13 protein-coding genes and 1 riboswitch are annotated in these 13,412 nt (G+C 67.3%); of the genes, 3 read left to right on the top strand and 10 right to left on the bottom strand.

Translation table 11 applies throughout. The annotated features are described in order from the left end of the window. The first annotated feature begins 195 nt into the window (after positions 1 to 195). Positions 196 to 396, top strand: a riboswitch (cobalamin riboswitch). 79 nt (positions 397 to 475) lie between these two features. Further along, positions 476 to 2,389 carry a TonB-dependent receptor plug domain-containing protein gene (locus tag AC1RM6_RS23695; protein ID WP_493105812.1) on the top strand — a complete coding sequence of 638 codons (1,914 nt, stop codon included), beginning with the start codon at positions 476 to 478 and terminating at the stop codon, positions 2,387 to 2,389. Positions 2,390 to 2,614: 225 nt separating this feature from the next. On the opposite strand, the gene AC1RM6_RS23690 is transcribed toward AC1RM6_RS23695, so the two are convergent. The 8 genes from AC1RM6_RS23690 to AC1RM6_RS23655 all read right to left on the bottom strand — a co-directional run bounded on the left by AC1RM6_RS23690 (position 2,615) and on the right by AC1RM6_RS23655 (position 9,199). Continuing rightward, a complete protein-coding gene (locus AC1RM6_RS23690) occupies positions 2,615 to 3,820 on the bottom strand; it encodes a glycosyltransferase family 4 protein (RefSeq protein WP_493105810.1) in 1,206 nt (401 codons plus the stop codon). Then, positions 3,817 to 4,785, bottom strand: coding sequence for a Gfo/Idh/MocA family protein (locus AC1RM6_RS23685; protein WP_493105809.1), 969 nt, complete (start codon positions 4,783 to 4,785; stop codon positions 3,817 to 3,819). The genes AC1RM6_RS23690 and AC1RM6_RS23685 overlap by 4 nt, the downstream gene beginning before the upstream one ends. Beyond that, on the bottom strand, positions 4,782 to 5,924 hold the full coding sequence (locus AC1RM6_RS23680; protein WP_493105807.1) for a Gfo/Idh/MocA family protein: 1,143 nt from the start codon (positions 5,922 to 5,924) through the stop codon (positions 4,782 to 4,784). The genes AC1RM6_RS23685 and AC1RM6_RS23680 overlap by 4 nt, the downstream gene beginning before the upstream one ends. A 120-nt stretch (positions 5,925 to 6,044) precedes the next feature. Beyond that, positions 6,045 to 6,617, bottom strand: a complete 573-nt coding sequence (locus AC1RM6_RS23675) for a JAB domain-containing protein (protein WP_493105806.1) — start codon at positions 6,615 to 6,617, stop codon at positions 6,045 to 6,047. A gap of 8 nt (positions 6,618 to 6,625) precedes the next feature. Then, on the bottom strand, positions 6,626 to 7,063 hold the full coding sequence (locus tag AC1RM6_RS23670; protein ID WP_493105804.1) for a hypothetical protein: 438 nt from the start codon (positions 7,061 to 7,063) through the stop codon (positions 6,626 to 6,628). A gap of 70 nt (positions 7,064 to 7,133) precedes the next feature. Then, positions 7,134 to 7,481 carry a hypothetical protein gene (locus AC1RM6_RS23665; RefSeq protein WP_493105803.1) on the bottom strand — a complete coding sequence of 116 codons (348 nt, stop codon included), beginning with the start codon at positions 7,479 to 7,481 and terminating at the stop codon, positions 7,134 to 7,136. A gap of 67 nt (positions 7,482 to 7,548) precedes the next feature. After that, entirely contained in the window at positions 7,549 to 8,115 is a 567-nt protein-coding gene (locus tag AC1RM6_RS23660; protein WP_493105801.1) for a helix-turn-helix domain-containing protein, read from the bottom strand. A 259-nt stretch (positions 8,116 to 8,374) separates the two neighbouring features. Beyond that, complete coding sequence (locus AC1RM6_RS23655; RefSeq protein ID WP_493105799.1) at positions 8,375 to 9,199, bottom strand: alpha/beta fold hydrolase; 825 nt, start codon at positions 9,197 to 9,199, stop codon at positions 8,375 to 8,377. A 271-nt stretch (positions 9,200 to 9,470) separates the two neighbouring features. On the opposite strand from AC1RM6_RS23655, the gene AC1RM6_RS23650 reads away from it, so the two are divergent. Then, a complete protein-coding gene (locus AC1RM6_RS23650) occupies positions 9,471 to 10,412 on the top strand; it encodes a GlxA family transcriptional regulator (RefSeq protein WP_493105797.1) in 942 nt (313 codons plus the stop codon). Between the two features lie 24 nt (positions 10,413 to 10,436). Here AC1RM6_RS23650 and AC1RM6_RS23645 read toward each other — a convergent pair whose 3' ends face one another. Together AC1RM6_RS23645 and AC1RM6_RS23640 are read right to left on the bottom strand one after the other, a co-directional pair. Continuing rightward, complete coding sequence (locus tag AC1RM6_RS23645; RefSeq protein ID WP_493105795.1) at positions 10,437 to 11,468, bottom strand: zinc-binding alcohol dehydrogenase family protein; 1,032 nt, start codon at positions 11,466 to 11,468, stop codon at positions 10,437 to 10,439. An 80-nt stretch (positions 11,469 to 11,548) separates the two neighbouring features. Then, positions 11,549 to 12,265, bottom strand: coding sequence for a hypothetical protein (locus tag AC1RM6_RS23640; RefSeq protein ID WP_493105793.1), 717 nt, complete (start codon positions 12,263 to 12,265; stop codon positions 11,549 to 11,551). 250 nt (positions 12,266 to 12,515) lie between these two features. Here AC1RM6_RS23640 and AC1RM6_RS23635 point away from each other — a divergent pair, with 250 nt between their 5' ends. Then, positions 12,516 to 13,271: a pentapeptide repeat-containing protein gene (locus AC1RM6_RS23635; RefSeq protein ID WP_493105792.1), complete on the top strand. Its 756-nt coding sequence runs from the start codon at positions 12,516 to 12,518 to the stop codon at positions 13,269 to 13,271. Positions 13,272 to 13,412 lie beyond the last annotated feature (141 nt).

Below are 13,412 nucleotides of genomic sequence, written 5' to 3'. Positions count from 1 at the left end.
GCACTGCGGCGAAGCGACCCGTCGAATCGGACAGGTCGAGCATCTCTGGCGGGGGATGCCCCAAGCATTGAACGCAATTCTGCCTCCGATAAACGCACAATTGCAACAACCTCATAGTCTTGACCAAGTCACCGGACCGTGACGGCCGTCACAATGATTAACGTTACGTTGTTGCCCGGCAAAAGGTTGCGGCCTAGAGCAGCGGACGCAACAGGTTCCCAGCGATGGGAAAAAGGGAAGCCGGTGCGGGGAACGGTCCCTCATCCCGGCGCTGCCCCCGCAACTGTGATCGGCGAGTCGCCGTCCCACGCACGCCACTGGATGCCTGCATCCGGGAAGGCGGGACGACCACGCAGACCCGAGAGTCAGGAAACCTGCCCGTTGCGGTCGTTCCATCGCGCGGGCGGGGTGTACCGGGCGGTCGAGGTGATCCTCGCGTGGCGACGTTCGAAAGGGGCCACCGAGGGAGACGCACATGCACGACCATCATCTTGATCGGGGTCTTCTTGGCGCCGGGCGCATCGCTCTCGCGATGATCGCGCTCGGTGCCGGCGCCGACGCGCGGGCCGAGGAGGAAGCCGACACGATCGTCGTGACCGCGGCGCGGTCCGAGCAGCCGATCGCCGAGGTCGGCCAGTCGATCACGGTCATCGACCTCCGGACGATCGCGCAGCGCCAGACGCTGTCGCTGCCCGACCTGCTGCGCACGACGCCGGGCATCACCGTGATCCGCAACGGCGGCGTCGGGTCGCAGACCAGCATCGCGATCCGCGGCGCCAGCAGCGACCAGACCGTCGCGCTGATCGACGGGGTCAAGCTCAACGATCCCGCCTCGACCGGCGGCGGCTACGACTTCGCCGACCTGCTCACCGACAATGTCGAGCGGATCGAGATTTTGCGCGGGCCGCAGTCGGTGCTGTGGGGCAGCCAGGCGATCGGCGGCGTCGTCAACATCATCAGCCGCACGCCCACCGACACGCCGTCGGCATCGCTGCGCGGCGAATATGGCTATCGCGACACCGGTCATGTCAGCGGCAATATGTCGGGCAAGATGGGGCCGGTCTCGGCGAGCGTCGGCGCGACCTATTTCCGTACCGACGGCATCTCGACCTTCGACGAGCAACTCGGCGGCACCGAGCGCGATGGCTATCATGTGTTCGCGACCAACGCGAAGCTGGGAATCGCGATCGCCGACGGCGTCAGCCTCGACCTGCGCGGCTTCTATTCGAAGAGCCGTGCCGATCTCGACGGCTTCCCCTCGCCGGCTTTCAGCTTCGCCGACACCGGCGAATATAACCGCACCGAGCAGTTCGTCGGCTATGCCGGGCTCAACGCCGCGCTGTTCGACGGCCGGCTGAAGAACCGGATCGCCTTCGCCTACACCAATGTCGACCGCGACAGTTTCGATCCGGCGAGCATGACGACCAGCACCTTCACCGGCCGCGGCCGCAACCAGCGGTTCGAATATCAGGGAGTCGCCGAGATCGCCGATGCGGTCCACGCGACCTTCGGCGCCGAGCATGAGCAATCGCGCTACCGCACCACCAGCATCTTCTCCTTCCCGGCCGGAGCGGTGTCGCGCGCCAAGGTCGATATCGACAGCGTCTATGGCCAGGTGACGGTGACGCCGGTGACCGGGCTCAGCGCCGGAGCCGGGCTGCGCTACGACGATCACAGCCAGTTCGGCGACGCGACCACCCTCAGCGCCAATGCGGTCTACAGCCCGAATGCAGGCGCGACGACCTTCCGCGCGAGCTATGGCGAGGGCTTCAAGGCACCGTCGCTCTACCAGCTCAAGGGCGATTTCGGGAATAAGGATCTCCAGCCCGAGAAGGCCAGCGGCTGGGACGCCGGAATCACGCAGAGGATGCTCGACGGCGCGCTCGAGGTCAGCGCGACCTGGTTCGAGCGGCGGACACGACAACAGATCGACTTCGACCTGTCGAGCTCCACTTATGCCAATATCGCCCGGGCTCGCGCGCGTGGGGTCGAACTCGGCGTGCGGGTGAATCCGGTCGAACATTTCACGATCGTGGCCAACTACACCTATAGCGACGCCGAGAATCGCGAATTCGGCGACCGCGATTTCGGCAAGCCCCTCGCGCGGCGGCCCAGGAACAGCGTCAGCGCTTCGGCCGATTATGCTTGGGACTTCGGCCTGTCAGCGGGCGCCACCATCACCAGCGTCTCGAACAGCTTCAACGATGCCGGCAACGACCAGCGGCTCCAGGGCTATACGCTGGTCGACCTGCGCGCGGCCTATCCGGTGATGGAGAAGGTCGAGATTTTCGGGCGGATCGAGAATCTGTTCGACGAGCGCTACGAGACCGCCTTCCAGTACGGATCGCCGGGCCGCGCCGCCTATGTCGGGGCGCGGGTGCGCTACTGAGAAGAAGCGGAAGCGGTACGACAGGATCGGCGGGGGGCAGCGCCTCTCGGCACAACCGCCGATCCTGTCGGCCGGACGTCAGCCCGGTATCCCGCATCTGTCGCGGCGCGGGCGGCCTCGGATTGGGGAACGAGGGAACGCCCGGAATGCGGCACGCGGGGCTGGTCGCCTGCGGTGAGTCGTTCATATGCCTGCCGGGCACTGCACCCGAGTCCGGAAAATTGCTTACGCAGCCGAACCGGTCTGGCCGAACAGCGCGATCAGCCGGGGGGCGATCGTCGCGAGGTCGTGGCGCGTCTCGATCCGGTGCCGGCCCTCGCGGCCCATCGCCGCCAGCTGCTCGGGCGAGGCATCGAGCGCCGCCGCGATCGCCGCCCGCAGCCCGTCGCCGTCGCCCGGATCGCACAGCCAGCCGGTTGCGGCGTCGACAAGTTCGGGGATCGCCGCGACCCGGGTGGTGATCGCCGGCCGGCCGAGCGCGAACGCCTCCATGATCACGATCGGCAGCCCCTCGGCATGGCTCGGCAGCAGCAGCGCGCGGCTCGCGGCGATCAGGTCGCGAACCTCGGCATTGCTGCGCCAGCCGAGCAGCGTCACCCGGTCGCCGAGCCCCCGGCCCGCGATTTCGGCCTCGATCGCCGCGCGCATCGGCCCATCGCCGACCAGCACTATCTCGAGCGTGGGGAAGCGCGGCGCGAGCGCCGCGACCGCCGCCGGAATTTCGACCTGCCCCTTTTCCGCGCACAGCCGGCCGACGCAAAGCAGCGGTCCGGCGGCGACGGGCGGGGCGATGTGCGGAATTTCGCATATATTCAGGCCGCAGGGGATGACTTCGATGCGCGGCCAGCAGCTTTCGGGGAGCAGTTCGTGCAATTTTTCCGCGCAATATGAGCTGATTGCGACGATAGCCGCGGCATGGCGGGCCTTGGCGACGATGCCGGCGGCGTGCGGATTCACGAACTCGTCGGGGCCGTGGACGGTGAAGCTGTAGCGCGGCCCGCCCATCAGCCGGCACAACATCGCCACCGCGGCGGCGTTGGTCGAGAAATGGGCGTGGAGATGGTCGATGCCGAGCGCCGCGCAGCGCGCGCGCAGCCGGATCGCCTGGAGCAGATAGGCGATGTGCCGCACCCGCCCGCCGCCGGCGCAGGCAATCAGCGAGCGCAGCGCCGGCAGCGCGGCGAAGACCGCGCGCGGGCGGGTCAGCAGCGCGGCGATCGCGCCGACGAGCAGCACCCCGAGATTGCGGGTCAGCAGATATTCGGTGCGGCGCTGCTCGGCGATGTCGAGCGGATCGACCAGCCGCTCGTCCCAGTGGCGCACCGCGAAGCGCTTGACCGGCACACCGGCCGCCTCGATCGCAGCGATCTCGCGCCGGATGAAGGTGGTGCTCGTCATCGGATAGCTGTTGAGCAGATAAGCGAGGGTCATGACGCGCGTGCCTGGCCGATCAGCCGCTGGACCTCGAGGGTGAGCTGATGGGTGAGCACCGGGCTCTCGATCGCGCCCGAACGGACCAGCGCGCAGAAATGGGCGAGTTCGGGCGCATAAGGCGAACGGCCATAAGGATGCCAGCGCCCCGCCAGCCGCGCGAGCAGGTCGGCGCCACGCCGGACGAACGGGTTCTGGGCGAGCGGACCGGCAGGACGATCGCCGATCCGCCGCGCGGTCAGCAGCGGCGCCGGCACCGCGACATGGCCGTCGGCGAGCGTCACGTCGAGCCGGTTGGCAAGCCGGTCGACCAGCGACACCGCCAGCTCCGAGCCGCCGCCGTCGCTATGATCGAGCCGGAAGCGCGCGACGATGTCGCGGCCGGCCGAATCGCGGCGGACCTCGATCGCCGCCTGGTCGACCGGCCCGAGGATCAGCCGCGCCAGCGTCAGCGGATAGACCGCGCGGTCGAGCAGCACCCCGGCATCGGGCGCGAACAGCCCGGTCTCGCGGGTCGGATAGCCGAAGCTCGCCTCGACCCGTCGCGCGCCATGCGCGCGGGCGATCGCGATCGCTTCGGCGACCGCCGGCAGGAACGGGGTCGCGACCGCTTCCATATAGAGGCAGCCCGCCGCCCGGGCGGTCGCCACCACCGCCTCGGCCTCGTCGGGATCGCAGGCGGCGGGTTTCTCGCACAGCACCGGCTTGCCCGCCGCGAGCGCCGCGAGCGACAGCCGGGCGTGATCGGCGTTGCGGCCGGCGATATAGACCGCGTCGACCGCGGGATCGGCGAGCGCCTCGTCGAAGCTGCCCGCCGCCGCGACCCGGTTGTGGATCGCGAAATCGCGGGCGCGGGTCGGATCGCCCGAGGCGATCCGCACGACCCGCGCCTCGGCAGAACCGGTGATCGTCGCGAGCATCCGCGCCGCCATCGCCCCGGTGCCAGCGACCGCGAAACCGATCAAAGCGCCCAGTCCATCGGCGCGATCGGATCGAAGCCGGTGCGCATCGCCTGGTCGCCACCCGCCTGCATCGCCAGCGACACCTCGGTCAGGTGGAGCGCGAAATCGCCGGCGAGCCGCGGCGCGCGGCCGGCGGTGATCGCCCCCGCCATCTCGGCGACTCCGAGCGCGAAGTTCATCGACGCCGCCCCGCGCCGGCCGACCTTGGGATGGGTCGGACCCGACAGCCGGACCCGGCGCGCGAACGGCCATTCGACCAGCCGCCGCCGGATCGCCCGCCGCTGGCGGATCCGCACCGCCGCGCCATTGGCCCAGGCCTCGTCAATCTCGAGGGTGCCGCCATCGCCGAAGATCCGCAGCCGATGATCATGGCGCGCGACGATCGAACAGGTCAGCCGCGCGACCACCCGCTCATCGAAGAACAGGCTCGCCGAGGCATAATCGGGGGTATCGTGGCCGGCGCCGGTCTGGCCGTCATCGAGCAGCCGCGCCGATCCCGAGACGATCCGGCGCACCGGGCCGAACATCGCCATCAGCCAGCCGAGATAATAGCCGGCATGTTCGAGGGTGCAGCCGGTGCGGAACTCGTCCTCGGCCGGCCAGGGCGCACCGCTGGCGCTGGTCCACAGCCGATAGGGAGCGTCGGGCAGGAAGCCGTCGTCGAGTTCGGCATAGACCAGCCGCGGGGTGCCGATCCGCCCCTGGCGCAGCGCGGCCCAGGCGGTCTGCGCCGCCTCGCCCAGCAGACTGCACGGCGCCGAGGCGAGATGCACGCCCCGGGCGCGGGCCATGGCGACGAGCCGCTCGGCTTCGCCGAGGGTCAGCGCGAGCGGCTTTTCGCACCAGACATGGCGGCCTGCTTCGATCGCGGCGAGGTTGATCGCACCATGCGCATAAGGGTTGGTGAGGTTGAGGACGATGTCGGGGGCATCGGGGCCGTCGCCGAGCAGCGCGTCGAGACCAGCAGCGGCCTTGATGCCCCAATGGCCGGTGAAGGCGGCGAGACGGACGGGGTCGATATCCCAGACGCCGACGATCGCGAGCCCCGGAAAGGTGCGCAGCGACGGCAGATAGAGATCGGCGACATAGCCGGTCCCCACGATGGCGATCTTCGCCCGGATGTCTGCGTCTGCGCCCGCCATGGGCGGCGACCCTAGTGCATGGGATGGAGCGGTGGGAACCGCTTTTGCGCCGATATCGGAGCAAGATCCCTCAAACCTCGCCATTCCGGCGAACGCCGGGATGGCGGAAATTCGGAGGGGTCAGAGCAATCCGCGCTCGCGGAAGCTGGTCCAGCCCGAGCGGGCGATGACGAGATGGTCGTGGATCGCGATTTCGAGCACCGAGGCGGCGGCGACGATGCGTTCGGTGGCTTCGATGTCGCCGCGGCTCGGATAGGGATCGCCCGAGGGGTGGTTGTGGACGAGAATCAGCGCGGTCGCGCCGAGCTCGAGCGCACGCTTCATGATCTCGCGCGGATAGATCGGCGCCTGGGTGACCGACCCCTTGCCCATCACCTCGTCGCGCAGCAGGCAATTGCCGGCGTTGAGGAACAGCACCCGCAGATGTTCGGCGGGATCATAGGCCATGCTGGCGGTGAGATAGGCGATCAGCGTCTCGGAGGTCGAGAAGACCGGGCCGCGCCGCGCTTCGGTGCGCAGGCAATGAAGCATGGTCGAGCGGACGATCATCAGGAAGCCGACGATGCCGCTTTCTTCGGGCACCACCGCGTTGAGCGCGTCGGGGCTGGCGGCGAAGATCGCGGGCAGCGAGCCGAATTCGGCGAACAGCGATCGCGCCAGGCTCTGCGCGCTGGTCCAGCCGAACGGCTGCAACAGCGATTCTAGTAGCGCACGCCCCTGCGCATCGCTGCGGTATGGGCCGCTCTGACCCCAATCACCATGGCCGCCAGCATCGGATAGGCCCAGAACCCCTGCGCGATCGAATAGGCCCGCGGCACTATCGCGGGGTCGGCGAGCCTTGCGAGGTGCGTTGCGACTCCGATGACTTGAAAGGCTGTTGTCCATAATGGCCAATATTTGTCGCTGCGCAGCGCCAGGGTGAGGAAGGCGGCGAGGACCCCGAGATCGACGATGAACACACCGGTCTGCAGGGATTGCCATTTCGATCCGAAGGCGACGGCAACGGCCGTGAGGACCGATCCGCCCGCCATGATCCCGGCGCCGTGGCGCTCCGTCTCCCCACCGAAACGGATCGCATAGGCACAGCAAGAGAGCAGGGTGATGAGGTAGACCAGCTTGAGGATGGCGATTAACGTCATCCCTTGACCGGACCATAAGGGGGGGGCCCGGTCAAGCTCGCCGGCCTACCTCATCGGGGGGGGCCGTCTATCAGGCAGCAGTACGCTCGACGATCGTCAGGCCGCCCGGGTTGAGCTGAGCCTTGTCGCCCAGTCCGCCGAGCGCCAGCGTGCGCAGACCGATCTGGTCGCGCGTTTCGGCGAGTTGATGATGGGTGTCGACGATGCCGCGGCGGGCGCGCACCAGCGCGGCCAGCGTCTCGGCGGCGGCTTCGACCGCGCCCTGGCCGATCACGGCCGAGAGATTGGCCTCGCAGCGAGCGACCGGGATATAGCCGTTCAGATCAGCGACGGCGGTGAGGGCGGCATCGATGGCCTCCTCCGCGGCGATCAGACGAGCGGCGACTTCCTGGGCGGCATGGCGGCGTTTGTTGAGCATGTGGGTCTCCTGGCGCGCCGCCGCAGCGACACGTCTGAATATCTATCAATCTTGGGGTGCTTCGGGCTTAGAGGAGCCGCGAGAGCGCATCGAGTCCGGCGAGCAGCGCACCGAACGAAAGGGCGGTTCCAACGGCGATCGCCAGGATCCAGCCCACACGAGAAAGATAGCCTAAGTCATTACGTTCGCCTCCCGCCATCGGCACGGGCAGACGAAGCGGCGGTGCCATTCTCCAGGACGATGCCTGGAATGCAGCCTGTTCTTCTCTCAGCATGTTCTCGCCGAGAGACTGGCCGTAGCGCCGATCTTCGTGATTGCCCGTTGGAGCCAGAATGGGCTGCGGGGCGGCAGGAGCAACATACGGTGGTTGATATACGGACGTTTGATACAGGTCCGGGCGCTCATATTGCGCGAGCAGACGCGCCGCCTCGAAGCGGCTGGCAACCCCGAGAGTCTGGATCGCGACACGCAGGCGCTGGTCCACCGTATGCGGCGAAATGTCCAGTTCGCGGGCGATATCCTTCGAGGACATGTGCATCAGCACACGGCGCAGACAGTCACGCTGACCCTCGGTCAGCCTGGCAATGGGATCGATATCCATTTTGCCCACGTTCTCGCCCAGTGCTCGACTCATGCAATACACCTAATATGTACGCATGGTTCCAGCGTCCACTCAATCTCCGCATATGCCGTGTATCAGCGTCGTATCAAAGCGATTCGCATGGGCGTCAAACGCCGCGAATGGACATGATATCGGCTGATATGGCCGATATCGGTTGATATAGGGTTGATATAGCGACCGCTAAGAATCGAAAATCGGACGCAAAAACGCCGATTGCCGCGGCGAATCACGATCGCCGACGCCGCGGAAAATATTCGGCGGCCACCTCGCGTCACTCGTCGAGGAAGGTCCGGCAATGGGCGACGAACCGCGCCGGATATTGGAACAGCGCGCCATGGCCGGCATCGGGATAGACGAGGAGCTGCGCGTCGGGCATCGCCCTGGCCATGGTCAGGGCGTTGACGAGCGGGAACATGCCGTCGTCGCTGCCGTGGACGATCAGCGCCGGCCGCGTGATCGCGCGCAGCGTCGCGTCGCCCTCATCCTTGCCGGCGCACCAGCCGATGATCGCCCGCGCCTGGGGTTCGCCGACGGCGTCGCCATTGTCCGGATCGCGATCTGCCGAACGCGCCGCCGCGCGGGCGACGAAGGCGCGGCCCGCGCGCTGGCTGGGTTCGGACGGGGTGAAGAAAAGCGGCAGGCGTATGTCGGGCGCGGCGCGGGAGAAGGCGTCGTCGATGACCGCGCGCAGATGCTCTTCGCCGCCGAGCGGCGCGGCGCCCGCGATGATGAGCCTGCCGATCAGATCGGGGTGTCGTGCGGCGAGGATCTGGGCGATCATGCCCCCGAGCGAGAAGCCGAGCAGGTCGACCTTCGCGAAGCCGAGGGCGCGGATGAAGGCTGCGGCGTCGGTCGCCATCTGTTCGACCGTATCGGGCGTCCGGCCGGTCGAACCGCCAACGCCGAGATTGTCGAAGGCGATGACGGGCCGCGTTGCGGCCAGGCCGTTCGCCACCGCCGGATCCCAACCGTCGATCATACCGGTGAAATGCTGAAGCAGGATGAGCGGCGTTCCGGCCGCCGACCCCAACCGCCTGAACGCGAAGCGGGCGTCACCGACGGGAAGATATTCGGTCGTCGCGGTTTCGAGGGTCATGGCATCTTCCTTTGCGCGCGGTGTCGCCCGATGCGGCATCGATCCGGACGAGGGCCCGGCGTCGATGCTCCAGCATCGCATTGCTGCCCGAGCGCTACCGGCAACCCCACCGCACCGACAGGACGTAGATGCCGTCATTCCCGCCATGGCCATGGCGGGGTGCCGCGCCGACCGCCATCTGCGTGCGGTTATGAAGATGCGGGGATATCCCGGATCGATTTGCCCGACTGCCGCACAGGCTGGTAGCGATGGCGACCGTCACGGAGAAAGCATGAAGATCGGCCTTGTCCTCTGCCCGAATTTCCAACCCGTCTGCTTCGGGGCGGTCGCGGCGTTCGACGTCGCCAACAAGCAGGCCGGCACGACGCTCTACGATGTCGACGTCGTTTCGGAGACCGGCGGGCTGATCGCCGCGACGTCGGGCATGCAGGTGATGACCGCCCCGTTCGGCGATACCCGATATGACACGCTGATCGTCGCCGCGGGGCTGGAGATACCGACCTCGTCGCCCGGGTTGATCCGGCTGCTTCGCGCCGCGGCCCGCGACGCGCGGCGGGTCGCCGCGATTTGCCTCGGCTCATTCGTGCTGGGCGATGCCGGCCTGCTGAACGGGCGACGCGCAACCACCCATTGGCGTTATGCGCAGGCGCTGCACGATCGCTTCCCGCGATGCGACGTCGATATGGACAGGATCTTCATCGCCGACGGCCCGATCTGGACCTCGGCGGGAATGACCGCTGGCACCGATCTGGTGATGGGCATGATCGAGCGCGACCATGGAGTCGATGTCGCCCGTTCGGTCGCGAAGGGCATGGTGATGTATCATCGCCGTTCGGGCGGACAATCGCAGCATTCGGCCCTGCTCGATCTCGGCGCCAACGAAGACAGGGTGCAACGCGCGCTGAATCACGCCCGCCAGAATCTTGCCGCGAACCTGACGATCGACGCGCTTGCCGAGGCCGCCTGCCTCAGTCCGCGCCAGTTCACGCGGCTGTTCCGGTCGGAAACGGGGACCACGCCCGCGAAGGCGATCGAAGCGCTCCGGCTCGAAGCCGCGAAATTCATGCTCGAACAGAGCCGGCTGCCGATCGAGACGATCGCCCGCGAGGTCGGATTTGCGAACCGCGAGCGGATGCGCCTGGCCTTTGCCCGCGTCCATGGCGAGGTCCCGCGCGCGATCCGCAACGACGCCGGACCGCTCGCGGCGCTTTAGCAGGGAGCGCCGATGCGTTTCGCGTCAGCGCTCGCCCGAACTCGGCCAGCCCGCGAGCACGATCTTGCCCCTGGCGCGCCCGCTCTCGATCAGCGCATGGGCGCGGCGGAGATTTTCGGCCGAAATCTCGCCGAAGCTGGCGGCCAGGGTCGTCCGCAGAGTGCCGGCGTCGATCAGTCTGGCGACCTCGCCGAGCAGGGCGCCCTGCTCGGCGATATCGGCGGTGCCGAACATCGAGCGGGTGAACATGAATTCCCAGTGGGTCGATACGCTCTTCGCCTTGAACGTCGACACATCGAGCGACGCCGGATCGTCGATGAGCGCGAAGCGCCCTTGTGGCGCGATCAGCCGGGCGATCTCGTCGAGATGGTCGCCGGTGTTGGTGGTCGAGAACACGAACGCCGGCTGCCCGATTCCCAGCCGCTCGACTTCCGCCGCGAGCGGCCTGGCATGATCGATGACATGATGCGCGCCGAGGCTATGGCTCCATTCGACCGTTTCAGGACGCGAGGCCGTCGCGATCACGGTGACGTCGGTCAGCCGGCGCGCGAGCTGGGTCGCGATCGAGCCGACCCCGCCGGCACCGCCGACGATCAGCAGGGCATGCGCAGCGCCGGGCACCGGCTTGCGGATGTCGAGCCGGTCGAACAGCGTCTCCCATGCCGTGATTGCCGTCAGCGGCAGCGCCGCGGCCTCGGCGAAATCGAGCGAGGCCGGCTTGCGCCCGACAATACGCTCATCGACGAGGTGAAACTCGGCATTGGTGCCCGGCCGCCCGATCGCCCCGGCATAGAATATCGTGTCGCCCGGCGTGAACAGGCTCGCCTCGGGCCCCACCGCCTCGACCGTGCCGGCGGCATCCCAGCCGAGTATTTTCCATGACCCCGGCTCGGGCTGGGCCCGCATCCGGACCTTGGTATCGACCGGGTTGACCGACACGGCCTCGACCCGGACCAGAATATCGCGGCCGGTGGGTTCGGGCAGCGGCAGTTCGATGTCCATGAGCGAGGCTGGATCGGCGATCGGAAGCGGAGAACGGAAACCGACGGCTTTCATGATATCTTGATCCCGGAATTGGAGCGCGGAGCGATCGGCGGCGTGCCGCCTGCGGGAGGTGCCCCCCAAGGCATGTCGCTTCAGACGAGCCGAAAGTTCGACAGGTCGATCGAAACGACGAGAGGCTCCGCGTTGAAACCGCCATCGGGTTGCCGGGCGAAGATGCGCCGCCTGGTGGGGAATTTGATCCCGGAGACTTCGCCATAATCCTCGATGATATGCGCGGCGGTGGTATTGCCGGCGATCTCGACATCATAATCGTGGCGCCTGAGCAGGCCGTCGCGCTCGAAATAGAGGGTCTGGACACGGCTGTGGGTCGCGATGCCGGCTGGGAAACGCACCGCGAGGCGGCGCCAGCCATTGTCGGTCGGCCAGGCCTCGAGTTCCTCCATCTCCATCCCCGGCCAGGCGAGGAGGAACGGCATGTTGAGATAGGTCCACATCGCGCAGCCGGCGAAATAGGCGAGCTGGAGTTCGCTCCATGGCGTCTGCAGCCCGTGACCGGCGAAGCTGGCGCGGGGGTCGATCAGCTCCTCGAGGACCGTTCCCTCGCGAGCCTCGAGGGCGACGCGGCCTGGCTCGAAACGCGAGTGCCGATCGCCGGCGCCAAACGGAGCATGCTCCGCCCATTGTGTCCGGAGGCCCACGGTAACGCTGGTCCGTTCGAGAGTCAGCGGCTGGCCCTTAAGCGACCATAAAGCGCCACCCTGCACGAGGTCGGCCGAGACCCGTTCGAATTTGCGCCAGCGATCGAGCCCGCCATGGGCTTCGATGGCCAGGTTCGCGAGTGGTGTCATGGTGCGCTCCTGCGACGGCCCAGCGAGATGCCGCGGCCTCATCGTCGAAGATTAGGCGCGCGATGAAGCCCGCCGAACGCCTTAGATGCCTTGTTTTCGGCCAAGGGGGCCGTGCGTGGAACGGGCGGCCCGCGGCTTGCCTCCGGAAGGCCCCTGTGGGAAAAGCGGAGCCGGACACCGCTCCATTTCGGGCACGCGCACCGCCGCCACTGCCCTTCCCGCTTTTTCTTCCACGGGGAGACCGCGAGCGATGAGCGTATCAATCTCGACCATCCGCTTCGGCCGACTGGCCGCGTCTGCCTTCACGCGCGATATCGAAAAGGCCTATGCCTTCTATCGCGACGTGCTCGGCTTCACGAAGCGCTTCGAAAATGGCAATCCGGTCGGCTTCATGATCCTGCAGAAGGACGACGCCGAACTGCATCTCAGCCTGGTCAAGGGCCATACGCCCTCGACCACCAATATCGCCAGCCTGCTGGTCGACAATGTCGACGCGTTGCACGACGTGCTGGTCGCGGCCGGTGTGCGGATCATCAAATCGCTGGCCGACAAGGACTATGGCCTGCGCGCCTTCGTCTTCGCCGACCTCGACGGCAACCGCATCGACGTCGGACAGCCGATCGAGGGCGGCGCGCCGCGGCGCTTCGAGGACCGGAACCTCACCGGCGCCGGCTTCGTCAATTGCCGGCTCACCGGCGCGGCGTTCGACGACGTCGATCTGTCTCAGGCCAGCTTCGACAACGTCAATCTCAGCGGCGCACGCGTGACCAACGCCAATCTCGGCGGCGTCTCGATCGAAGATTGCCGGCTCGCCGGCGCGGCGTTCGACGATGTCGATCTGTCGCAGGCCAGCTTCGGCAACGTCAATCTGAGCGGCGCACGCCTGACCGATGTCAATTTCAGCGATGTCTCAATCGACAATGCCAATATCGAGGGTCTGACGATCTTCGGGATCGATATTCAGGCGCTGGTGCAGGCCGAACTCGCGAGGCACGGCAGCGGGTAAACCCGCTGAGTTTCATGTTTGCTGGACGCACGAAGCCCCGGTCGCTTGTGGCGCCGGGGCTTTCGTGTGTGTGTGTGTGTGTGTGTTGGTTGCGGGGACAGGATTTGAACCTGTGACCTTCAGGTTATGAGCCTGACGAGC

The sequence above is a fragment of the Rhizorhabdus sp. GW822-FHT03C02 genome, from assembly GCF_058801765.1.
This window is presented reverse-complemented; position numbering and strand designations above follow the sequence as displayed.